This is a genomic window from Haloarchaeobius amylolyticus (assembly GCF_026616195.1).
Lineage (GTDB): Archaea > Halobacteriota > Halobacteria > Halobacteriales > Natrialbaceae > Haloarchaeobius > Haloarchaeobius amylolyticus.
Genome location: NZ_JANHDH010000001.1, coordinates 21,711 through 41,750 on the forward strand (window position 1 = coordinate 21,711; position 20,040 = coordinate 41,750).

The 20,040-nt window shown below is 70.3% G+C and carries 22 protein-coding genes; 9 read left to right on the plus strand and 13 right to left on the minus strand.

Features of this window, described 5'->3' with window-relative positions:
- Positions 1-44: 44 nt before the first annotated feature.
- Positions 45-641: a sulfite oxidase-like oxidoreductase gene (locus NOV86_RS00130; RefSeq protein ID WP_267639180.1), complete on the minus strand. Its 597-nt coding sequence runs from the start codon at positions 639-641 to the stop codon at positions 45-47.
- A gap of 142 nt (positions 642-783) precedes the next feature.
- Here NOV86_RS00130 and NOV86_RS00135 point away from each other — a divergent pair, with 142 nt between their 5' ends.
- Complete coding sequence (locus NOV86_RS00135; protein WP_267639181.1) at positions 784-1,002, plus strand: ribbon-helix-helix domain-containing protein; 219 nt, start codon at positions 784-786, stop codon at positions 1,000-1,002.
- Here NOV86_RS00135 and NOV86_RS00140 read toward each other — a convergent pair.
- Together NOV86_RS00140 and NOV86_RS00145 are read right to left on the minus strand one after the other, a co-directional pair.
- Positions 999-1,880: a DUF3179 domain-containing (seleno)protein gene (locus NOV86_RS00140; protein ID WP_267639182.1), complete on the minus strand. Its 882-nt coding sequence runs from the start codon at positions 1,878-1,880 to the stop codon at positions 999-1,001. The genes NOV86_RS00135 and NOV86_RS00140 overlap by 4 nt on opposite strands.
- Positions 1,877-3,055, minus strand: a complete 1,179-nt coding sequence (locus NOV86_RS00145; protein ID WP_267639183.1) for a DUF3179 domain-containing protein — start codon at positions 3,053-3,055, stop codon at positions 1,877-1,879. Before NOV86_RS00145 ends, NOV86_RS00140 begins: the two co-directional genes overlap by 4 nt.
- A gap of 100 nt (positions 3,056-3,155) precedes the next feature.
- Between NOV86_RS00145 and NOV86_RS00150 the strand changes: the two genes are divergently transcribed.
- The 6 genes from NOV86_RS00150 to NOV86_RS00175 all read left to right on the plus strand — a co-directional run bounded on the left by NOV86_RS00150 (position 3,156) and on the right by NOV86_RS00175 (position 7,380).
- Positions 3,156-3,695 carry a TlpA family protein disulfide reductase gene (locus NOV86_RS00150; protein ID WP_267639184.1) on the plus strand — a complete coding sequence of 180 codons (540 nt, stop codon included), beginning with the start codon at positions 3,156-3,158 and terminating at the stop codon, positions 3,693-3,695.
- Between the two features lie 56 nt (positions 3,696-3,751).
- Complete coding sequence (locus NOV86_RS00155; RefSeq protein WP_267639185.1) at positions 3,752-4,153, plus strand: fluoride efflux transporter FluC; 402 nt, start codon at positions 3,752-3,754, stop codon at positions 4,151-4,153.
- Entirely contained in the window at positions 4,153-4,521 is a 369-nt protein-coding gene (gene crcB / locus NOV86_RS00160) for a fluoride efflux transporter CrcB (RefSeq protein WP_267639186.1), read from the plus strand. Before NOV86_RS00155 ends, crcB begins: the two co-directional genes overlap by 1 nt.
- Before the next feature lie 118 nt (positions 4,522-4,639).
- Positions 4,640-5,746 carry a hypothetical protein gene (locus NOV86_RS00165; protein ID WP_267639187.1) on the plus strand — a complete coding sequence of 369 codons (1,107 nt, stop codon included), beginning with the start codon at positions 4,640-4,642 and terminating at the stop codon, positions 5,744-5,746.
- An 84-nt stretch (positions 5,747-5,830) separates the two neighbouring features.
- Entirely contained in the window at positions 5,831-6,232 is a 402-nt protein-coding gene (ribH, locus tag NOV86_RS00170; protein ID WP_267639188.1) for a 6,7-dimethyl-8-ribityllumazine synthase, read from the plus strand.
- Positions 6,229-7,380, plus strand: a complete 1,152-nt coding sequence (locus tag NOV86_RS00175) for a pyridoxal phosphate-dependent aminotransferase (RefSeq protein WP_267639189.1) — start codon at positions 6,229-6,231, stop codon at positions 7,378-7,380. Before ribH ends, NOV86_RS00175 begins: the two co-directional genes overlap by 4 nt.
- 101 nt (positions 7,381-7,481) lie before the next feature.
- Here the strand turns inward: NOV86_RS00175 and NOV86_RS00180 are convergent, their stop codons facing one another.
- Positions 7,482-7,922 (minus strand): FAD synthase family protein, encoded by a 441-nt coding sequence (locus NOV86_RS00180; RefSeq protein WP_267639190.1) that lies wholly within the window; start codon positions 7,920-7,922, stop codon positions 7,482-7,484.
- 1 nt (position 7,923) lies between these two features.
- Positions 7,924-8,421 (minus strand): Mov34/MPN/PAD-1 family protein, encoded by a 498-nt coding sequence (locus NOV86_RS00185; protein ID WP_267639191.1) that lies wholly within the window; start codon positions 8,419-8,421, stop codon positions 7,924-7,926.
- Positions 8,422-8,516: 95 nt separating this feature from the next.
- On the opposite strand from NOV86_RS00185, the gene han reads away from it, so the two are divergent.
- Positions 8,517-10,427, plus strand: coding sequence for a Hef-associated nuclease (gene han, locus NOV86_RS00190; protein ID WP_267639192.1), 1,911 nt, complete (start codon positions 8,517-8,519; stop codon positions 10,425-10,427).
- 39 nt (positions 10,428-10,466) lie between these two features.
- Here han and NOV86_RS00195 read toward each other — a convergent pair whose 3' ends face one another.
- The 5 genes from NOV86_RS00195 to NOV86_RS00215 are packed head-to-tail and all read right to left on the minus strand — an operon-like array spanning position 10,467 to position 17,370.
- Entirely contained in the window at positions 10,467-12,014 is a 1,548-nt protein-coding gene (locus tag NOV86_RS00195; RefSeq protein WP_267639194.1) for a sensor histidine kinase, read from the minus strand.
- A gap of 47 nt (positions 12,015-12,061) precedes the next feature.
- Complete coding sequence (locus NOV86_RS00200) at positions 12,062-13,600, minus strand: ATP-binding protein (protein ID WP_267639195.1); 1,539 nt, start codon at positions 13,598-13,600, stop codon at positions 12,062-12,064.
- Positions 13,601-13,606: 6 nt separating this feature from the next.
- Positions 13,607-15,283, minus strand: a complete 1,677-nt coding sequence (locus NOV86_RS00205; protein WP_267639196.1) for a phospholipase D-like domain-containing protein — start codon at positions 15,281-15,283, stop codon at positions 13,607-13,609.
- 51 nt (positions 15,284-15,334) lie between these two features.
- Entirely contained in the window at positions 15,335-16,597 is a 1,263-nt protein-coding gene (locus tag NOV86_RS00210) for a HEAT repeat domain-containing protein (RefSeq protein WP_267639197.1), read from the minus strand.
- Between the two features lie 53 nt (positions 16,598-16,650).
- Positions 16,651-17,370, minus strand: a complete 720-nt coding sequence (locus tag NOV86_RS00215) for a protein sorting system archaetidylserine synthase (RefSeq protein ID WP_267639199.1) — start codon at positions 17,368-17,370, stop codon at positions 16,651-16,653.
- Between the two features lie 133 nt (positions 17,371-17,503).
- Between NOV86_RS00215 and NOV86_RS00220 the strand changes: the two genes are divergently transcribed.
- Positions 17,504-17,935 carry a plastocyanin/azurin family copper-binding protein gene (locus tag NOV86_RS00220; protein WP_267639200.1) on the plus strand — a complete coding sequence of 144 codons (432 nt, stop codon included), beginning with the start codon at positions 17,504-17,506 and terminating at the stop codon, positions 17,933-17,935.
- 24 nt (positions 17,936-17,959) lie between these two features.
- On the opposite strand, the gene NOV86_RS00225 is transcribed toward NOV86_RS00220, so the two are convergent.
- From NOV86_RS00225 to NOV86_RS00235, 3 genes are read right to left on the minus strand one after another with little or no spacing between them, the layout of a single operon-like run.
- Positions 17,960-18,634: a 30S ribosomal protein S3ae gene (locus NOV86_RS00225; protein ID WP_267639202.1), complete on the minus strand. Its 675-nt coding sequence runs from the start codon at positions 18,632-18,634 to the stop codon at positions 17,960-17,962.
- Positions 18,631-18,870 (minus strand): KEOPS complex subunit Pcc1, encoded by a 240-nt coding sequence (locus NOV86_RS00230; RefSeq protein WP_267639203.1) that lies wholly within the window; start codon positions 18,868-18,870, stop codon positions 18,631-18,633. Before NOV86_RS00230 ends, NOV86_RS00225 begins: the two co-directional genes overlap by 4 nt.
- Positions 18,867-20,039 (minus strand): exonuclease RecJ, encoded by a 1,173-nt coding sequence (locus NOV86_RS00235; protein WP_267639204.1) that lies wholly within the window; start codon positions 20,037-20,039, stop codon positions 18,867-18,869. The genes NOV86_RS00230 and NOV86_RS00235 overlap by 4 nt, the downstream gene beginning before the upstream one ends.
- Between the last annotated feature and the right edge of the window lies 1 nt (position 20,040).

Here is a 20,040-nt window from a genome sequence, read left to right on the forward strand (position 1 = left end):
GAACACGTCTGCTAAAAGGTGTCCATCCGAAACAGGTCCCGGATTTAACTGTAGCGCTCCTCGTTCCAGGGGTTCGCGCTGTCGGAGTACCCGCGAAGCTCCCAGTAGCCGCGCTCGGGTTCGGTGAGGAACTCGACGCCGTCGACCCACTTCGCGCCCTTGTAGGCGTAGCGGTGCGGGGTGACGACCCGGAGCGGGCCGCCGTGGTCGCGGGGGAGGGGCTCGCCGTCGAAGTCCCACGCGAACAGCACCTCCTCGCGCATGCACTGCTCCAGAGGCAGGTCGGTCGTGTAGTCGTCCATGCCGGCGAACATGACGTGGCAGGCGTCGTCCTGGACGCCGGCCAGCTCCGCGAGGGTGGGGAAGGTGACGCCCGTGAACTCGCAGTCGAACTTCGACCAGCCGGTGACGCAGTGGAAGTCCTGTCGCTGGGTCACGCTCGGGAGCTCCTGGAACTCCTCCCAGGTGAACGAGAGCTCCTCCTCGACGGCGCCCGTCACGGTGAACTCCCACGTCTCGGGGTCGAACGGCGGTGTCCCGCTCTTGGAGAGCACCGGGAACTTCGAGGTCTCGCGCTGGCCCGGGGGGAGGCGGTCCGACCCGAACTCCTCGTACAGGTCGGTCACGTCTTGGACAGTCATGCTCGTTTATCCGGCCTCCGGGATTGTAGGCGTGACGGAACAGGTCGATGGCCTCGCCCTCTTGCGGATTCCGGGGTCGCGGCGCGACCAGTACATCTCCCCGTCAGGCTTAAATACAACATCACCGAAGCCCCTACCAGAAATGCCGAAAGTCGAGATCAACATCCCGGAACACCTGGAGATGCAGATCACCCAGATGGTCGAGCGTGGCGAGTTCGTGAACCGTGAAGAGGCCATCGAGGACCTCCTGTCGACCGGGCTGAAGGCCTACAAGACGAGTGGCCCCATCGAGGACGACGAACCCGGCGGTGGGTTCGAGGACGACGGGATGATGGGCCACGAGGACGAGTACGTCTTCTAGGACCGCGTTCCGGGTTCACGTCTCGCACTCGCGTCGCCGCCGCCCGACGGCGACCTGGTCCCCGAGTGCGGTGGGGGGAGCACCACCGTCGTCTCCGGCTGTTCTCGCCGCCACGTCCGCCAGTCCGTTATCGTCGACGGGACGATATCGAGCCGCTCTCCGCCGAGGGGCCCGCAGATGGCCTCCCCGAGCAACTGACTCCAGTAGCTGCCGGTCGCGTCGTCGGCCAGTACGAGGTTGCCGGCGACCCGCACCCGCTGGTCCGGCGAGCTGTCGTTCACCGACGCAGCCCAGGCTCTGCCGGCGTCCTCGGCGGCGCCGGTCTGGACGCCGGGCGGGCGCCAGAGCAGGCCGGTCGCCTGGAAGTTGGTCGCCTCGGCCCGCCCGCCGACGCGTCGGTCCGCGACGAGCCCGGACGTGCAGATGGGGCAGTACGTGACCAGCACGGGCAGGTCCCCGAGCCAGTCGTCGACGACCTCGTGGTACCAGAGTATCGAGAGCGGGTAGGCCCGCGCCTCCCCGTCGTGTTCCAGCCCGACGACGGTCCGTGAGTCGCCGATGGTGCGGTCGGGGCCGTACTGGGCCGGAATCTCGTGGTCGCCCCAGTCGCTCGCGTACGCGGGGTCGTCTATCTCGGCGAGGGCAGCGGGAATCACCTCTTCCGAGCAGATGGTCGCGGGGAAGCCCTGTTCGGCCAGCGAGAGGTCGGTGTAGGGGCCGGGCGTCCGCGTCTCGTCTCGGGTCGTGGTCCCCATGTCAGGTTCGCCACCGGCCCCGAACCCTGCACAGCCCGCGATGCTACCAGCGACCCCGGTCGCCAGCGCGGCGAGCACCCGGCGGCGAGAGTGGGGCGCCCCCGAGCCAGCCCGTCGGGTCATCCGTACACCCCCGTCTCGGGCGCGAAGGAGGCCCACGCGAACCAGAACATCGGCGGGTAGGGCGTCGCCGACGCCAGCGTCCGCCCCTCGAACGGACCGTCGATGGCCCGCCCGGACGCGAGGGTCCAGCGCGAGCCACCGGCCCGGAGGTCGCCGGTCGGCCCCTGCCTGAACCGCAGCGTCTCGCCGTCGAGTCGGCGGTCGTAGGCGACCAGGGTGCCGTCGTCGGTCGCGGCGACGACGACCGGGAGCCCGCCGACCACGTCCTGCACGATGCCCGCGTCGGCGACGTGCGAGAGTGGATACGCTCGCGTCACGTCGCCCGCGACGACGCCGATGACCAGCGCCTTCGGGTGCAGCCGGTCGTCGTCGAAGTCGGTGTTCTCCAGCCCGATGACCGCCGAGTACTCGTAGCCGGCGTAGGGGTCGCGGTTCACGTCCCGCGTGACCGCACCCTTCACCGTCAGCGACTCGGGCGCCGGGAGGAGGACCTCGGTGTCGGGGTGGGCCGCGCGCCACTGTTCGAGGGTCGTCCGGGTGGCCGGCCGCAGCGGCAACTCGTCGCCGGTCCGCGGTCCCCGGATGGCGGTCGCGATGACCTGGCTCCAGAGGCTCTCGGTCGCCTCGTCGTACATCACCAGGTCCGAGTGCCAGAGCCAGCCCGAGACGCCGAAGACCGTCGCCTCGCCCGCCACCTCGCGCTCGGCGACCACGCTCGACCCGCAGAGGGGACAGAAGGTGACGGCCAGCGGGTCGTCCGTGACCACATCGTTGACGATCTCGTGCCAGCGCATGACCCGCAGGGGGTACGCCCGCGCGACCCCGTCGACTGCGAGGCCGATGACCTCGTCCTTCGGGTGGAGTCGCGGCTCGATGGGCAGCACCTCGCCGAACTCGGTGCGGGCCTCGAACCGGATGCCGGCCCAGTCGTCGGCGAAGGCGGGTTCCGTGATGGCCGGGATGGCGTCCTTCAGTGCCCCCCGGACGAGGTCGGACTTCGGGACCGGCAGGTCGGCCGCACTCGGCCGCCCCGGGCCGGCAGGTGCCGGGCCGGTCGAGACGCCCGCCTCCTGTGCGCCCAGCTGGAGACAGCCCGCGAGGCCGACGCTCCCCGCGAACCCGGCGCCGGCGAGCCCGGCCGTACCCAGCCGTTCGAGGAAGCGTCGTCGCTCCATGCAGGGAGTGACGGGAGCACGGGCAAAGACCTCTCGCGGTCGTGCGTCACCGACTCACACACCCAGAGAGAAGATGGTGGGCTCCGTCGTACCGCCACCTATGCGCGCCTCCAGACGCCGACTGCTCACCGCGGGTGCCACCGGGCTGGCCGGGCTGGCGGGCTGTCTGGGAAGTCTCGGCGGCACCGGCGGCGGCCCCGGCCCGGGCGAACTCGACGCCCTCGACGTGGGTGGCTCGCCCGGCGGCGTCGTCCCGGTCCACCCGCCCGAGCAGGTCGTCGTCCTCGACTTCTTCGCGACGTGGTGTGCGCCGTGCAAGCCCCAGATGGCGGAACTCCGGTCCGTCCGCGAGGTGGTCGGCGAGGACGTGTTCGTCCTCTCCATCACGGCTGAGACCGACCGCGACACCGTCGCGGCGTTCTGGACCGAGTACGAGGGCACCTGGCCGGTCGCCATCGACGCCAGTGGCGAGACCGCCCGGAGCCACGACGTGCGCGGGCTGCCGACGATGCTGGTCTTCCCGCCCGGTGCCGGGGCGGGCGAGGATGCCTGGCGCCACACCGGCCTTGCCGCGGCCGACGACGTGCTCGCGGCCATCGAACAGGCGCAGTCGACGGCGACGGCGACGACCGACGCGTAGCCGGATTCCGACCGAACTCGGCGGGTTTTAGTGCGCCCGCGCTGGATTCCGGGCCGATGACCGACGACCACCCACTCGCGACCGTCGAGACGCTCGCGCTCGTCGCGCTGGGTGGTTTCGCCGGGGCGAACGCCCGGTTCGTCGTCGACCAGGGCCTGTCTGGCCTCCCGACGGGACTGGTCGGCACCCTCGTTGCCAACGTCTGTGGCTGCGTCCTGCTGGGGTTCGTCCTCTACGAGGAGGTCCACGTCGGCGTCTTCTCCCGCCAGCTCCGGGTCGCAATCGGCACCGGCTTCCTCTCCTCGTTCACCACCTACAGCACCTTCGCGGTCCAGACCGCGACGAGTGCGCCCCTGCTCGCCCTCGCCAACGTCGGTGCGAACTACGCACTGGGCTTCGCCGGGGTCGTGATCGGCCGCTGGCTCGCCCTTTCGTTCGCCGCGGAGGTGGATGCCTGATGGTAGACGTTGCACCCGCGTATCTGGTCGGGGTCGGGGGCGCTTTCGGGGCGGTGCTGCGCCACTGGGTGTACACACGCCTCAAGCGCGAGGGCGACCCGGTGCCGCGGGCGACCCTGACGGTGAACGTCCTCGGGAGCTTCGTCCTCGGGCTGGTGACCTTCGCCGGCGCGGGCGGCGACGTGGCGCTGTTCGTCGGGACCGGTGCGTGTGGCGCCTTCACCACGTTCTCCAGTTTCGGCTTCGAGACCGTGGACCGGTGGGACTCGGGACAACGGCGGGCGGCGACGTCGAACGCGGTCGGGACCCTGGTGCTGTCGCTGGCTGCGGTCGCGGTCGGGTGGCTGGTGGCGGGCGTCCTGCCGTGAGCCGGCGGCCTGGACTCGACGGGTCGCATCCACGGACGACCCCGACGCTGCACTCGCAAGCCGAAGCCCCTCCCCTCGGGGAGCCGAAATCCCGGTGACGACGTTCTGGACGCAATCCATGTCCACAGCAGACGACATCCACGACCGGCTGGCAGCGGTATCGACCACGGACGTCGACGAGCAGCGACTCGTCTCGTTCGCCGTCCGCCCAGGAACACCCATCGGGGAAGCTCGCAGGCGCATCGAGGAGGCCCACACCGAGGCCGAACAGCTCGACCGCGACGCGGTCAGCGAGCCCACCCGGGAGGCGCTCGAGGCGACCCGGCACGTCCTCGACGACTACGACGAGACGCCGTCGAACGGCCTCGCGGTCTACGCGGGCATCGTCGACGGCGACACCGTGATCCACACCTTCGACGACCTCACCGCCCCCGTCTCCGGCGCCACGCTGGAGCGCGACGCGGCGTTCGACGTCGAGCCCCTCGGGGTCACCACCGACACCGAGACGTACGGCCTGCTCGTCGTCGAACACGGGAAGGCGGCCATCGGCCGGACGGCCGGCGACTCGGTCGAGCACGTCACCACCATGGAGAGCGACACCACCGAGGACAACCCCATGGAGGGCAGCCTCGAGGACCGCGAGGAGGTGCGACGCGACTTCTTCGAGTCCGTCGCCGAGCGCGCCGGTGTCGTCCTCATGGACGAGGACCCCGACGACGACTTCCGAGCCGAGGCCGCGCCCGGCGAGCCAGACGCCGACCCCGTCGTGGGGCTGTTCGTCGGCGGGTCCAGCGTCACCGCGACCGAGTTCCTCGAGCAGGAGTACCTCGACCATCGCCTCCAGGAGCGCGTACTGGCCGACGCCGTCGCTGTCGGTGAGGCGACCGAGGCCGGCCTCGAAGAACTGGCCGCGAAGACCCACGACCGCCGAGAGGCCACCGAACGCGAGCGAGTCGAGACGCGACTGGACCGGCTCTTCGCCGCCCTCGAGAGCGACGAGGCGGCCGTCGTCGGGGAGGAAGGCATCGACGAGGCACTCGAATACGAGGCCGCCGAGACCGTCCTCGCCGTCGACTCGATGGCCGCGGAGACACGCCGACTCGTGGAGCGCCGGACCGTCGAGCAGGGAGGCGAGTTCGTCGTCGTCCCCGACGAGGCCGACGGGCACGACCGGCTCGCCGACGCCGGCGGTGTCGGGGCCATCCTGCGCTTCCCCGTCGAGTAGTCGACCCGTCCCCGGGAACCGGCGAACCCGACCAGTATCGACTGTAACGGTAGAACTTTCATGCACCCTTGCCACCCCACAGGTATGACCTCGCTCGGACTGGTGGTCGCGGAGTTCAACGCGCCCGTCACGGAGCAGATGGAGGAGGCCGCCCGCGAGGCGGCCGCGTCGGCCGGTGCTGACATCGTCGAGACGGTGTACGTCCCGGGTGCGTACGATTCGCCGCTCGCGGCGGACCGTCTGGCCCGCCGCGACGACGTGGACGCGGTCGCGGTCCTCGGTGCCATCGTCACCGGCGACACCGACCACGACCAGGTCATCGGGCACGCGACGGCCCAGAAGTTGACCGACGTGAGCCTGGAGCGGGACAAGCCCGTCACGCTCGGCATCATCGGTCCGGGGATGAGCGCGGCCGAGGCGTACGAACGCGTCGAGAACGCGGAATCGGCCGTCGAGGGTGCTGTCAAACTGGTAGAACGACTATGAGCATGGAATTCGCAGACCGCGTAACGAGAGTCGAACCGTCCGCAACCCTGGCCATCTCGAACAAGGCGTCGGCGCTGGAGGCCGACGGCGTGGACGTGGTGGACCTGAGCGTCGGCGCGCCGGACTTCCCGACGCCGGAGAACATCGTGCAGGCCGCCGAGGACGCCATGGAAGCCGGCCACACCGGCTACACGTCCTCGAATGGTATCCCGGACCTCAAGGAGGCCATCGTGGAGAAGCTCCACGGCGACGGCCTCGAACAGTACGGCTCGGAGAACATCATCGTGACCCCGGGCGCCAAGCAGGCGCTGTACGAGGTCATCCAGGCCCTCATCGACGACGGCGACGAGGTCGTCCTCCTCGACCCGGCGTGGGTGTCCTACGAGGCGATGGTGAAGATGGCCGGCGGCTCGCTGAACCGCGTCGACCTCTCGGATGCGGACTTCCAGCTCGAACCGGCACTCGACGACCTCGCCGACGCCGTCAGCGACGACACCGAACTCCTCGTCGTGAACTCGCCGTCGAACCCGACCGGCGCGGTCTACTCCGACGCCGCACTCGAGGGCGTGCGCGACCTCGCCGTCGAACACGACTTCGCGGTCATCTCCGACGAGATCTACAAGGAGATCACCTACGGCGTCGAGATGACGAGCCTGGGCACGCTCGAGGGCATGGAAGACCGCACCATCACGGTCAACGGCTTCTCCAAGGCCTACTCGATGACCGGCTGGCGCCTGGGCTACTTCGCCGCCCCCGAGGAACTCGTCAGCGAGGCGGGCAAGCTCCACAGCCACTCCGTCTCCTGTGCGACGAACTTCGTCCAGCACGCGGGCGTCGAGGCGCTCCGGAACACCGACGAGGCCGTCGCCGAGATGCGCGACGCCTTCGAGGAGCGCCGCGACCTGCTCGTCGACCTGTTCGCCGAACACGGCGTCGACGTGGCCGTCCCGGACGGCGCGTTCTACATGATGCTGCCCGTCGATGAAGACGACACCGCGTGGTGCGAGGGGGCCATCGAGGACGCTCACGTCGCCACCGTCCCGGGCAGTGCCTTCGGCACGCCGGGCTACGCGCGGCTCTCCTACGCGGCCAGCGAGGAGCGCCTGCGCGAGGGCGTCGAGCGGCTGGCTGACGCCGGCTACCTGTAGGCAGGAATCGACCCTCTTCTGAACGTTCTCTCGACCTCGACTCGCCGAGCCGGTGGCTTCTCGGGAAACGTGGGCAGGGCAGGGACAGAATCGGCGGTCGCTCAGGTGCGCTGTTCGAGAATCCGGTCGATGATACGCCCCGTCGAGAGCAGTTCGTCGTCGTAGCGCTTCTCGCGGGCAGAGGCCCGCCGCACCTCGCAGTCGATGCCGCGGGTCGCCAGGGCGTCGGCGATGGCGGCCTCGTCGTGGTGCTGGTCGTGGCCGAGGACGATGTAGTCGGGGTCGATGCGCTCGATGGGGACGAAGATGTCCTCGGTGTCGCCGAGGTGCGCCTCCGTCACCATCTCGAACGCGTCGACCATGTCGCGGCGCTGGCGGTCGGGGAGGATGGGTTTCGCCTTGTGGGTCACGTTCTCGCGGCGGGCGATGATGACGTGGAGTTCGTCCCCCATCGCCGCCGCCTCGGAGAGGTAGTGGACGTGGCCGGGATGCAGGATGTCGAAGGTGCCCTGTGCGATGACGGTCGTGGTGTTCCCTGTCATATCAATCTCGCAGTTCCGCGTCGATGTCCGCTTGCGTGAAGTCGAAGAAGGATTCCGGGTCGGGCAGGTCGACGTCCAGCACCGGGAGGTCGCGTGGCTCGCCCTCCTGGTCGAACGCCCGCCAGTCGCCCTCGCGGTAGGGCGCCCCCATGATGATGTGGGCGGTCCCCTGCCCGAACGTCGCGAGGTCCGCGTCGCTCGGCCGGAGGACGCCGTTGGGGTGGGAGTGGATGCTCCCGAGTGCGCGCATGTCGTTCGGAATCATGTTGGAGTCGAGCGTCGCACTCACCGGGTTGGAGGTGGTGCCCGGGATGACGAGCACGTCGGTGACGACGTGGCCGTCCATGTCGAGGCCCAGTTTCCGGGCGTCGGTCCCCCGGAGCATGCCCATGTACTCGTTCGGGTGGGTGTCCTCCGCGGCCTCCAGCGCGAACTCGATGGTGTCGCGGGCGATGCCCACGACCGCCTTGCGTCTGAAGAACCGGTCGAACAGTCCCATGCCCGACTCTCGCGCCTCGTCGGTGCTAAACGTTCCGAAACCCTCGTTCGTCTTGACAAGCGTTATACCCGGTCGTTGCAAACGAACCCGTAACGATGACATCCGACTCTGTCGGCGACGCCGCCGACGACGACGGGGGCGACACCGTCGTGTACGACCTCGCTCCCGATTGTACCGTCGAGGACGTCGAGGAGGAGACCCCCTACCTCGCGACCGTCAACGGTATCGTCGAATACGGCGTCTTCGTCGACCTCTCTGATTCGGTCTCCGGACTCGTCCACGAGTCCAAACTCAGCGGCACCTACGCGGTCGGTGACGAGCTCGTCGTCGAGCTCGAGAACGTCCGCGAGGACGGCGACATGTCCTTCGAGACCGTCGACCTCGAGGACTTCGTCGTCCAGCCCGTCAGCCACGAGTACCGTCCGACGGCGACCACCGCGCTCGACGCGAGCCTCGGCGAACAGGTCCACGTCGAGGGCGTCGTCACGCAGATCAAGCAGACCGGCGGCCCGACCATCTTCCAGGTCCGGGACGCACACGGCGTCGTCCCGGCGGCCGCGTTCGAGTCCGCCGGCGTCCGGGCCTACCCCGACGTCGCGGTCGACGACGTGGTCCGCGTCACCGGCATCGTCGAGACCCGCGAGGGCACGACCCAGCTCGAGGTCGGGAGCCTGACCCAGCTCGAGGGCGAGGAGGCCGAGCAGGTCCAGACCCGCCTCGACGACGCGCTCGAGACGTGGGCCGAACCCCACGAGGTCGAGCCACTCGTCGAGTGGGACGCGTTCGAGAAGCTCCGCGACGACCTCCGCGAGGTCGCCCGCCTGCTGCGAAAGACCGTCATCGAGGGCCGCCCCATCCGCGTCCGCCACCACGCCGACGGCGACGGGATGTGCGCCTCCGTGCCGGTCCAGAAGGCCATCGAGCGCTTCATCGCCGAGGTCCACGAGGACCCCGAGGCGCCCCGTCACCTGTTCAAGCGCCTCCCCTCGAAGGCGCCCTTCTACGAGATGGAGGACGCCACCCGCGACCTGAACTACGCGCTCGAGGACCGCGCGAAGCACGGCCAGAAGCTCCCGCTCGTCCTCATGCTCGACAACGGGTCGACCGAGGAGGACGTGCCGGCGTACGAGACGCTCGCGCACTACGACATCCCCATCGTCGCGGTCGACCACCACCACCCGGACCCCGAGGCCGTCGAACCGCTCCTCTCGGCCCACGTCAACCCGTACACCTACGGCGAGGACTACCGCATCACGACCGGCATGATGTGCGTCGAACTCGCCCGGATGATCTACCCCGACATGACCGAGGAGATCCGCCACGTGCCCGCCGTCGCGGGCCTCGCGGACCGCTCGAAGGCCGAGGTCATGGAGGACTACCTCGACCTCGCCGCCGAGGAGGGCTACGACGAGGACGACCTGCGCGACATCAGCGAGGCGCTGGACTACGTCGCCCACTGGCTGCGCTACGACTCCGGCCGCCACCTCATCGACGACGTGCTCAACGTCGCCTGTGACGACCGCGACCGCCACGAGGAACTGGTCGACTTCCTCGCCGGGCGCGCCCGCGACGAGGTCGAGGACCAGCTCGACGCGGCGATGCCCCACCTCGAGCACGAGAACCTCGACAACGGCGCACACCTCTACCGCATCGACGTGGAGAACTACGCCCACCGCTTCACCTACCCCGCACCGGGGAAGACGACGGGCGAGATCCACGACCGCAAGGTCCAGGAGACGGGCGACCCCGTCATCACCATCGGGTACGGGCCGGACTTCGCCGTCCTGCGCTCCGACGGCGTCCGCCTCGACATCCCGCGGATGGTCACCGAACTCGACGAGGAGATCGTCGGCGGCGGCGTCTCCGGCGGAGGCCACCTCGTCGTCGGCTCCATCAAGTTCGTGAAGGGCCGGCGCGAGGAGGTCATCGACGCGCTGGTCGAGAAGATGGCCGAGGCCGACATCGACGAGGACGTCTCCTCCATGTCGGCGCTCTCGGACGACTGAGCGACCGCCTGCGATTCGCTGCTGTTCTCTCGATCTCTCCTACCCGACCGTCACCTCGAAGCGAGCCCCGCCCGCGTCGTTTCCGGTCACGCAGATCTCCCAGTCGTGTGCGTTGACGATCTCCCGGACGATGGCGAGGCCGAAGCCGGTACCGGAGTCGCCGGTCGTGTAGCCCAGCTCGAACACGGTGTCGCGCTCCGCGGCCGGGATGCCGGGACCGTCGTCCTCGACGAAGAAGCCGTCCGCGGTCGCGCCGATACGCACCGTGACCGCGGGCCCGCCGTGTTCGATGCTGTTGCGAAAGAGGTTCTCGAGCAGGCGCTGGAGGCGGTCCGGGTCCGCGACGACGGTCAGGTCGCCGACGACCTCGAGGGTGGCGTCGGGCGGCTGGATCGACTCCCACGCCTGCCCGGCCATCGCGGCCAGCGAGACCGCGGTCGGCGAGATGACGGTCCGTCCCTCCCGGGCGAGCTGGAGGACGTCGTCGATGATGGCGTCCATCCGGCCGAGGGCGCGCTCGACCATGTCGAAGTTCCGGTCCGACGGGTCCTCCCGGGCGAGTGCCAGCGCGGTCGCGGCCGTCGACAGCGGGTTGCGGAGGTCGTGGGAGACGGCGCTGGCGAACTGCGAGAGCCGCTCGTTCTGGCGTTCGATCTCCTCCTCCCAGCTGTGCCGGCTGGTCATGTCCTCGATGACGACGACCACCTCCTCGACCACGCCACGGTCGTCGGTCACGGGGGCGGCGTTGACCAGGAGCCAGCGGTCCCCCTGCGGCGTCGCGAGGCCCAGCTGGCTCCCCCGGACTGGCGACCCGGTCTCGAGGACCCGCGCGACCGGCATCTCGTCCTGTTCGACCGGGTGGCCCTCGCTGTCGAGGTACTCGAGTCGGCGTTCGTCGTACCCCGTCTCGCGCAGGTCCGCCTCGGCGAGGCCCAGTATCTGGGTCGCCTGCGCGTTCACGTCGACCACGCGCTTCTCCGGGTCGAACACGACGACGCCGACCGGGCTGGCCTCGATGCGCTCTTCGAGTTCCTCCGCCTGCTCGGCGAGCTCGGCGACGCGCTCCTTGCGGGCGTAGAGCCCCCCGAGGATGCCGATGGTCGAGACGAGCCGGACCCAGCGCTCGTCGGTCGGTTTCGGTTCACCCGTGAAGAAGACGAGGACGGCGATGACCTCGTCGAGGTCCACGATGGGGACGCCGACGGCGGCCTTGAGCCCGGCGTCCTGGGCCGCGGTCGCGCGGATGAAGAACTCCGGGGAGGTGTCGGAGACGTCGGGGATCCACTCGACCTCGCCGGTGGCCCACACCCGCCCCGGCAGGCCGACCGTGGCCGGGAACGTCGTCTGCTCGGTGACCCGCCGGAAGGCCGCCACCGCGTCGCCCGACCCGTACCAGACGTCGCTCGGGACGAGTTCGTCGCGGTCGGCATCGACGGTCCACACCTCACCGTACATCCAGGCGGTCGAGCGACATACGAGCGCGACGGTGTCCGCCAGCGCGGCCTCGAACGAGTCGGCACTCGCGACCGCCTGGGCGACCTCGTGGAGGAGCTCGTAGTTCCCGACGCTGTTCGTCCCGGTAGACATAGTCGTAGAGACGGGGGCCACGGGCTTGGCGTGTTCGGGCCGGGTCGTCACTCGACGGTGAACTCGAACCGGGCCCCGCCGGTCGCCGCGTCGGTGAGCGTGACGGACCAGTCGTGGGCGCAGGCGATCTCGTCGACGAGTGCGAGCCCGAAGCCGGTCCCCGACTGTCGAGTCGTGTACCCGGGCTGGAAGGCCTTCTCGCGCTTTCCCTCGGGGATACCGGGGCCGTCGTCCTCGACGAAGAACCCACCATCCATCGCCCCGACACGGACCGTCACGTCCGGGCCCGCGTGCTCGACGGCGTTCCGGAAGAGGTTCTCGAGCAGTCGCTGGAGCCGTTCCTCGTCCGCAAGCAGCGTCCTGTCCTCGGCCACCGAGAGGGTCGCGTCGTCGGCGTTCACCGTCGAGGCCCAGGCCGCCCGGGTGACGGCCTCCAGCGAGACCGACGATGGATCGACCACGGCCCTCCCGCCGCGCGCCAGCGAGAGCACGTCGTCGATGATGGCGTCCATCCGGCCGAGGGCCCCCTCGATGCGGTCGAGGTGTGGGCTGTCGCACTCGCCCTTCGCGAGCAGGAGCGAGGTCCGCGCGGTCGACAGCGGGTTGCGGAGGTCGTGGGAGACGGCGCCGGCGAACCGCGAGAGTCGCTCGTTCTGCCGGGCGATCTCCTGCTCCCAGACGTGCTGGCTCGTCAGGTCCTCGATGGCGACGACGACCTGTTCGACCCGGCCCGATTCGTCCCGGACCGGTGCCGCGTTGGCGACGACCCATCGCTCCCCCGTCGGCGTGGTGATGCCACACTGGACGCCGTAGATGCACCTGTCCTCCTCGATCGCCCGTTCCACCGGGAGCGCGGGTCGCGCCAGTGATTCTCCCTCCGCGTCCACCGGGTCGAGGCCGAGTTCGGTGCAGTGCGTCCCGGCGAGCGACTGCGCCGTCTGGCCGAGGATGGACGCGGCCTGGTCGTTCAGGTCGACCAGCGTGCCGTCGGTGTCGAAGATGACGATGCCGACCGGGCTCGCCTCGAAGCACCTGGCGATGGTCTGCTGTCGCCGCGCCGCCGCCTCGAACCGCTCCTTCTGGGCGAACAGGCCACCGAGGATGGCGACGGTCCCGACGAGGGCGACCATGCGCTCGGTCCGGCGACGCGGTTCGTCGAGCAGGAACACGAGGACGGCGACGACGGTCTCCTGGTCGACGATGGGGACGCCGAGTGCAGCGTGGAACCCCGCGGCCACGGCGGCGCCCCGCCTGTGGAACCGTGCCGAGGAGACGGCAGCCACGTCCCTGATCCATTCCGGCTCCTGTGTCTCCCAGACCCGACCCGGCAGTCCCTCGCCACGTTCGTAGGTGCGGTCCCGCGAGTCCCGGTGGAAGCGTCGCAACCGGCGGTCCGGCTGGTACCACGTGGGGCCCAGTTCGAGGCGGCCGTCCACCTGTCGCCACACCTCGGCGTAGCGCCAGTCGGTGTGCTGGCAGACGATCTCGACGGTCGACGCGAGTGCGTCGTCGAGCGTGTCGGCGGCGGAGACGGTCTGTGCGACCTCGTGGAGGACCGCGAAGTCGCGGGCAGCCGCGGTGCTCATAGCTCTTCAGAGGTCCCGCGGCGGCTTGACGCAGTCGTTACCTGTCTCGAACCTGACCCGCCGGTACAGGACCACCGCGACGCCCCCGGCCGCGACCGCCGCGGCGACCAGCAGGACGGATGGAACGTCCCGGTTCGTCGACCAGTCGGCGTCGAAGGCGTCCGCGTAGTAGGCGCCCACCTCGTCGCCGGTGAGGACGACCGCGACCTCGCGGTTCTCCCGCAGGGAGTGGCTGTTCCAGTTGACGCTCCCGACGACGACGTGGCGGCGGTCCACGACCACGCCCTTCGCGTGGACCTTCGCGAACCGACCGTCGGGGTCGACGAGCTTCGCGTCGAGGTCGAGCCCCTCGCGGGCGGCGAGTCGGTCGAGCTGGGCCGCGACGCGGGCGTTCTCCTCCTCGGCGTACCACGCGCTGCTCAGCAGGATGCGGACCCGGGTGCCGTTCCGGGCGGCCGCGATGGCGGCCCGGACCAGCGGTGTCTCGACGCTCCCGACCGCCATCTGCTCGACCCGGACCGAGTGGTTCGCGGTGCGGACGAGGTGGGTGAGCCGTGACTCGGCGTTGTCCGGTGCGACGAGGACGGTGACGCGCTCGACCGGCACGGTCCGCGCGTCGATGCGCGAGGGGTAGTCGCCGGTCGCCGGGTCCGGGAGGACCGGGTCCACGTCGCCCCGGACCGACCGCCAGGGGAGCGCGTCGTGGGCCGCCCAGTCCGCCGCGAACACCCTTGCCAGCGCGTCGGTCGGCCCCTCGCGGAGGGAGACGCCCCAGCCGCGGTTGGCCCGCCCGCCCGTGCCCGAGGGCTTCCAGTTCTCCGTGAGCACGAGCGCCCGGTCGTCGGCGACCGCGTACTTCGCGTGGTGGAAGTCGTAGCGGGCGCGGGGGCCGTCGAGGACGCGGACCGCGACGCCGGCGCGGACGAGCCGGTCCAGTCGCGCGACCTGGTGCTCGCTGACGCCCCCGACCGGTGCGCCGTCGACCAGCACCCGGACGGTCACACCTCGCTCGGCGGCGGCCACGAGCGCGTCGGTCACCCGGGCCGACGTGAAGGTGTAGCCGGCGAGGAGGACCCGCTCCTCGGCGTCGTGTATCGCGTCGAGTGGCACCCGTGAGTCCGGCGTGACGAAGGCCCGGACGGTCGTCGGGCCGCTGGTGGCGGGCGCGAAGTCGGTCGCGCCGTAGGGCACCCAGCGGTCGCCGGTCCACGCCTCGGCCTCCGGCGCGCGCTCGTACGTGAACCGGGCGACGACGCGGTCCGCGTCGGCGAGGACGACGCTTTCGCCGCCGTTCGCGAGCGCGGGGAAGTCGGGAACCGCCACGACCCGGTCGGCCACGTCGTCGCGGAGCGCGGCCGGTTCGGCGGTGAGTGCGACGCGACCCGAGACGGTCACGTTCGGGAGCCGCGCCGTCTCCTCGTCGTCACCGAGCGTCCACCCGGAGAGGTCCGTGCGGTCGGGGAACGCGACCACGACGTACTCGCCGTGGTCGCCCGCGGCTGCGGGGTTCGGCGCGACCGCGACGATGCGGGGACCGGTCTGGTTCTCCGGTGGCGCCGTGGCGGTCTCTGGAGCCGGGGACCCGACTGCGGCCGACTGCGGGCCGCCAGCTCCGGCCGCGCCGAGAGCCGGTGCTACCAGCGCGGTACAGACGAGCGCGAGCAGCGCGAGCGACCGGAGCACGCCGATGCTGGCCGCTCGCTGGTATAAGAAAGGTCGGAAAGTGGGGGTCGCTTACGCGGCGGTCTCGGGCTCGTCCTCGACGACGGCGGCCTTCTCGGCCTCGTCCTGCACGAGGAACGAACGGTCGTCGCTGTAGCCGGAGACGGCCTCGAGCGCGTCCTCGGTCCCGATCTGGTTCAGCGCCCAGGCGGCGCTGGCGCGGACGGTGTCGTCCTCGTCCTCCTCGAGGACGTCCGCGAGCGGCTCGACGGCCCGGGTGTCACCGATGAGGCCGAGCGAGCGGGCGGCGCGCGACCGGATGATCTCGTTCTCGACGGCGAGTTTGTTCGCGAGGGGCTGGACCGCGTCCTCGGCGCCGATCTCGCCGAGCGCCTTGAACGTCACCTTCTGGAGCGCCGGGTCGGAGTCGGCGTCGACGTAGTCCAGCAGCATCTCGACGGGCTCCTCGGAGCCGATCTTGCCGAGGACCGAGATGGCCATCTTGTCGCGGCGCTGGGCCTTCTGCTGCATGGCGTCGAGTGCCTCCTCCGGGCCGAGGCGTTCGAGTGCCTCCATGCAGTGCTCCTCCATGAAGTCGGAATCGAACATATCGAGCCCGATGAGGATCTTCTCGGCCTCCATCTCGCGCTCGAACACCTTGATGGCGTGCCACTCGGGCGGGAAGTCCTTGCGGTGGTCGAGCACGTCGTAGAAGCCGTGGAAGTCGAGCTGCTCGCGCACGGAGAGGTCGTCCCACTCCTCTGCCGCCTCGAGGTCGTCCAGCAGCGTCTGGCTGGCCTCGAGCAGGGCCGCGATGGTCTCGGCGTCCTCGTCGGGGTCGAGGTTCTGGGACTCGACCGCGTCGACGGCCTCCGAGAGCGCGTCGGCGGCCTCGTCGACCTCGCTCACCGAGGCGCTCACGTCGAGTTCGTCGGTCGCGAGGAAGGACTCGACCGCGTCGACGACCTCGTCCTCGCCGGTCTCGGTCCAGCGGGTGTCCTCGATGGTGGACGTCGCCTCCTCGATGTCCTCGACGACCTCCTCGGCGTACGGGCCGCGCGCCTCCTCGAGGTCGTCGCGCAGGTCCGAGATGCGGGAGTCGAGCTCCTCGGCCGGGTCGTCCTCGTCGTCGTCCTCCGGTTCGGGGAGGTCGGCGTCCTCGAGGTCGGCCGCGACAGCGTCGAGGTCGCTCTCGACGTCGTCGAGGTCGGCTTCGGTCTCGGCATCTTCGAGGTCCGCGGCGATCGCGTCCAGTCGCTCCTCCAGCGACTCGACACTCACGTCCTCGGACTCGGACTGGGCGTCGGCATCGGCATCGGATTCGTTCTCACTCATGATTGGCCCCCGTTGCCGTCACGTTCATGCGGGCAACTCGGGCCAGCGTGTTCCTAAGCGTTTCCATACCACTTCGCCAGCACGCGCCCCCCGCGCCAGTAGAACCAGGGTCCCGCGAGCAGGTACGCGAGCGCCAGCGTGAGGATGGCCCAGGGGAACGTCCGGCCGTAGAAGTAGGGGAAGAGCACCGCGAGCCCGTGGACGACGCCCATCAGCAGGGCGTCGCGGGCGAGCAGGTCCGGGTACCGGACCGTCGAGACCATCAGGTAGACGAACGCGCCGGTGGCCGCCAGCAAGAGCGCGGCCGAGGTGATGCCACAGAGCACGGCGGCCGAGAGGATGGTCGCCGCGAGCGTCGTCGGGACGCCCTCGGTGTACTCGTCGGCCGTGTCGTAGGCGGTGTACATCCCGAGGCGGACGACGCCCATCGCCACGAACAGGGCGGGGAGGACCATCGCCGCGACCGCCCGCGCGGTGAGCGCGTCGAACGAGACCGTCCAGGTCGCCGACGCCGTCGCGTACACCAGCACCGCGGGCGCGACCGAGAACGAGGCCACGTCCGCCAGCGAGTCGAGGTACGGGCCGACCTTCGACCCGCCGGAGTAGCGCGCGACCACGCCGTCGAGCCCGTCCGCGATACCCGCGAGCAGGACGAGTCTCGCCGCCAGTTCCACGTCCTGGAACGCGACGACGACCGCGACGAACCCGAGCGACGCGTTCGCAGTCGTCACCACGTCGGCGAGACTCAGGCGGCCGACGAACCGTGGCAACATATCACCCCGGTTGGCTGGCCCGGTTTTACGCTCTTTCGGTCTCCGGGCGCCGGCGACGATTGCCGGGGGTTCGCCGCCGGCTCGCCGAGCGCGGACCGCGGCGCATATATTGCGGAGTTCCCAAGCCCCCACCATGAACCGCCGCACGTTCCTCGCCGCGGTGAGTGGCTCGACACTGGCCGGGCTCGCCGGCTGTCTCGCCGTCGGTTCCACCTCGCGGCTCAACTGCGCTGAGGGCTGTGACGTCGGCATGGGCGCGAGCGCGTTCCTGCCCGACGAGTACACCGTCAGCGTCGGCGACACCGTCACGTGGAAGAACACCTCCAGCAAGGCCCACACCGTCACCGCCTACGGGAACGCCATCCCCGAGGACGCCGCGTACTTCGCCTCCGGTGGCTTCGACTCCGAGGAAGCGGCACGGGACGCCTGGTTCGGCAAGCGCGGCGGCGCCATCCCCTCCGGCGGGTCCTACTCGCACACGTTCGAGGTTCCCGGGACGTACAACTACGTCTGCGTCCCGCACGAGCGTGGCGGGATGGTCGGTCGTATCGTCGTCGAAAAATAATCCGTCGGCGACTCGCGTCGCGACTTACTCCTCGTCTTCGTCGGCAGCCTCGGCCTCCTCGGCCTCGACTGCGACGTCCTCCTCGTCGACGTCGACGGCAGCCTCCTCCTCGGCGGCCACCTCTTCGGGGTGGGCCTCGAGGGTCGCCTTCTGGATCTCCACCCGGCGGAGCGGGTAGATGGTCTTCGCCTCGCCGTAGATGGCCGAGCTGAGTCGACCCTCGACGACGGAGTCGATGACGTCCTCGAAGGTGTGCTCGCGGGCGGCCTCGCGGACGATCTGGATCATCGTCTTGCGGATGGCGCGCTCCTGGCTGTGGTCGGCCTTCTTCGTGGTGAACGCGACGGGCTGGATCTGGACGCGGTAGTCGTCCTTCGTCAGCACGGTGATGTGGGCGTCGATCTTGGACGCGCCACGGCGGACGAGACTACGGAGGTAGTCACGCGTCAGCTCGTGCTGGACGAACTCGGTGTACGCGGCGTCGCTGCCGACGTCGGTCACCTTGAACTTGAGCTTCGTGTTGTTCTCGCTCGCGTTGTCGGTGAGGTCACCGAGGGTGGTTTCGATGGTGCGGTCGAGCACCTTCTCCGGTTCATCTGCGGGTGTGGTACCGAGCTCCGCCCGGTCGAACATCTCGGGGGCGTGGAGCGTGTACCACCGCTTCTCTTGTTTCTTGCGGGAAACGGATCGTTCGCTCATGATTTGTGTGTGGTCTGTTGCTCTGCGTGCTGTGCCACTCGTGACGCGACGTCGACGTTCACGACGTAGTCGTCGACCGTCGAGTGCAGGCCCCCGGTCGTCTCCCGCTCGATGCGGGTGACGACGGCGCCCTCCTCGACGTGTGTCTCCATCTCTGCGGTGTTGTCCGGGCGGATCGCGGCCGCCACCAGTTCGGGGCGGTCGTGCTCGGTCCGGATCGTCGCGCGTCGTGTCATAGTGCCTCCCTGAAGGCGGTGATGAACTGCTTGGTCTCGCACTCGAAGGTCGCGTAGGCGGTCCGTGACGTACCGTCGGCCGACCCGCCGGTCTGGGTCACCGTCCGCGCCACGACGCCCGCGAGGTCGCGGTCGTCCACGGCTGCGGCGGCTGCCTCGTCGTCACCGACGACCAGCGCGACCGGCTCCGGCGACCGGAAGTCACGGACCAGTCGGGCCGCGACCTGCACCGGCGCCTCGTCCACGCGGGCGACGAACACGCCGTCGTAGCGGTGCGTCGTCGCCTCGCGGACGGCCTCGTGGGCCGCGTGGGCCGTCTCGCGCCACGCGTCCAGCGCGCCCTCGCGCACGTCGTGCCCGAGCGCCAGCGCCACGCCCGTACCGGGGGCGCCCACTGCCGCACAGTCGAGCACGTCCGCGAGGCCGCCGACCGTGGCGAACCGACCGTCGGGCGTGGTGTAGGGCCGGACCGCCCGTTCGAGGACGTCCCCGGCCCGCGTCGTGGCGTCGTCCGCACCGACCGTCTCGACCGCGACCAGCGACGCCAGCGTGCGCCGCGCATCGTCGTCTACCTGCGGCTCGTCCGCGATGTCGAGGTCGGCAACCAGCTCGTCTGCGACTGCACGCTCGCCCGAGAAGGGCGCGTGCACCAGCGTCGAGGCTGCCAGGCCGTCTGCCACGTCGTCGGTCGGTATCGCCACGCCGGGACGGCGGACCAGTCGCCCGCTCGTCTCGGCCGCCTCCACGAGTCGCTCGGTCGCGCCCGCGCCGGGCGTCACGCCCGCCGCGACGGCGCCGGCCAGTGCCAGCACCGAATCCGGCGCGCCACCGAGGTCGCCAGCAAGCCGCCACGCGGCCACGCTCGCCGGCTCGTCCGCGGGGTCGAGGTGATACGCCTCGGCCTCGGACGACCCGACGACCAGCGCGGTCGTCTCGGCGTCTCGCTCGTCCCGGGCCACCCGCTCCGTGCGCGCGTCGACCGTCCGGCCGACGCTCACCTGGAACGGCGTCCCCACGTCGCCCAGCGCTCTCGCGACTAGCCCTGCGGCAGCGACTGCGTCTCCGCTCGCGCGGGCGACGACGTGGACGAACGAGGCCCGACGCAGTGCGCCAGCGATGTCACTGGCGGCGTCGGCGGCCCCGTCGGCGGTGCGACTCGAGTGCGACATG

Excerpts from the sequence above, each read along its gene's own strand:
- NOV86_RS00230 (WP_267639203.1), bottom strand. The coding sequence starts at position 18,870 with ATGACACGACGCGCGACGATCCGGACCGAGCACGACCGCCCCGAACTG.
- NOV86_RS00155 (WP_267639185.1), top strand. The coding sequence starts at position 3,752 with ATGACCGACGACCACCCACTCGCGACCGTCGAGACGCTCGCGCTCGTC.
- NOV86_RS00225 (WP_267639202.1), bottom strand. The coding sequence starts at position 18,634 with ATGAGCGAACGATCCGTTTCCCGCAAGAAACAAGAGAAGCGGTGGTAC.
- NOV86_RS00180 (WP_267639190.1), bottom strand. The coding sequence starts at position 7,922 with ATGACAGGGAACACCACGACCGTCATCGCACAGGGCACCTTCGACATC.
- NOV86_RS00165 (WP_267639187.1), top strand. The coding sequence starts at position 4,640 with ATGTCCACAGCAGACGACATCCACGACCGGCTGGCAGCGGTATCGACC.
- NOV86_RS00130 (WP_267639180.1), bottom strand. The coding sequence starts at position 641 with ATGACTGTCCAAGACGTGACCGACCTGTACGAGGAGTTCGGGTCGGAC.
- han (WP_267639192.1), top strand. The coding sequence starts at position 8,517 with ATGACATCCGACTCTGTCGGCGACGCCGCCGACGACGACGGGGGCGAC.
- ribH (WP_267639188.1), top strand. The coding sequence starts at position 5,831 with ATGACCTCGCTCGGACTGGTGGTCGCGGAGTTCAACGCGCCCGTCACG.
- NOV86_RS00150 (WP_267639184.1), top strand. The coding sequence starts at position 3,156 with ATGCGCGCCTCCAGACGCCGACTGCTCACCGCGGGTGCCACCGGGCTG.
- NOV86_RS00235 (WP_267639204.1), bottom strand. The coding sequence starts at position 20,039 with ATGTCGCACTCGAGTCGCACCGCCGACGGGGCCGCCGACGCCGCCAGT.
- crcB (WP_267639186.1), top strand. The coding sequence starts at position 4,153 with ATGGTAGACGTTGCACCCGCGTATCTGGTCGGGGTCGGGGGCGCTTTC.
- NOV86_RS00185 (WP_267639191.1), bottom strand. The coding sequence starts at position 8,421 with ATGGGACTGTTCGACCGGTTCTTCAGACGCAAGGCGGTCGTGGGCATC.
- NOV86_RS00200 (WP_267639195.1), bottom strand. The coding sequence starts at position 13,600 with ATGAGCACCGCGGCTGCCCGCGACTTCGCGGTCCTCCACGAGGTCGCA.
- NOV86_RS00210 (WP_267639197.1), bottom strand. The coding sequence starts at position 16,597 with ATGAGTGAGAACGAATCCGATGCCGATGCCGACGCCCAGTCCGAGTCC.
- NOV86_RS00220 (WP_267639200.1), top strand. The coding sequence starts at position 17,504 with ATGAACCGCCGCACGTTCCTCGCCGCGGTGAGTGGCTCGACACTGGCC.
- NOV86_RS00140 (WP_267639182.1), bottom strand. The coding sequence starts at position 1,880 with ATGACCCGACGGGCTGGCTCGGGGGCGCCCCACTCTCGCCGCCGGGTG.
- NOV86_RS00135 (WP_267639181.1), top strand. The coding sequence starts at position 784 with ATGCCGAAAGTCGAGATCAACATCCCGGAACACCTGGAGATGCAGATC.
- NOV86_RS00145 (WP_267639183.1), bottom strand. The coding sequence starts at position 3,055 with ATGGAGCGACGACGCTTCCTCGAACGGCTGGGTACGGCCGGGCTCGCC.
- NOV86_RS00175 (WP_267639189.1), top strand. The coding sequence starts at position 6,229 with ATGAGCATGGAATTCGCAGACCGCGTAACGAGAGTCGAACCGTCCGCA.
- NOV86_RS00195 (WP_267639194.1), bottom strand. The coding sequence starts at position 12,014 with ATGTCTACCGGGACGAACAGCGTCGGGAACTACGAGCTCCTCCACGAG.
- NOV86_RS00215 (WP_267639199.1), bottom strand. The coding sequence starts at position 17,370 with ATGTTGCCACGGTTCGTCGGCCGCCTGAGTCTCGCCGACGTGGTGACG.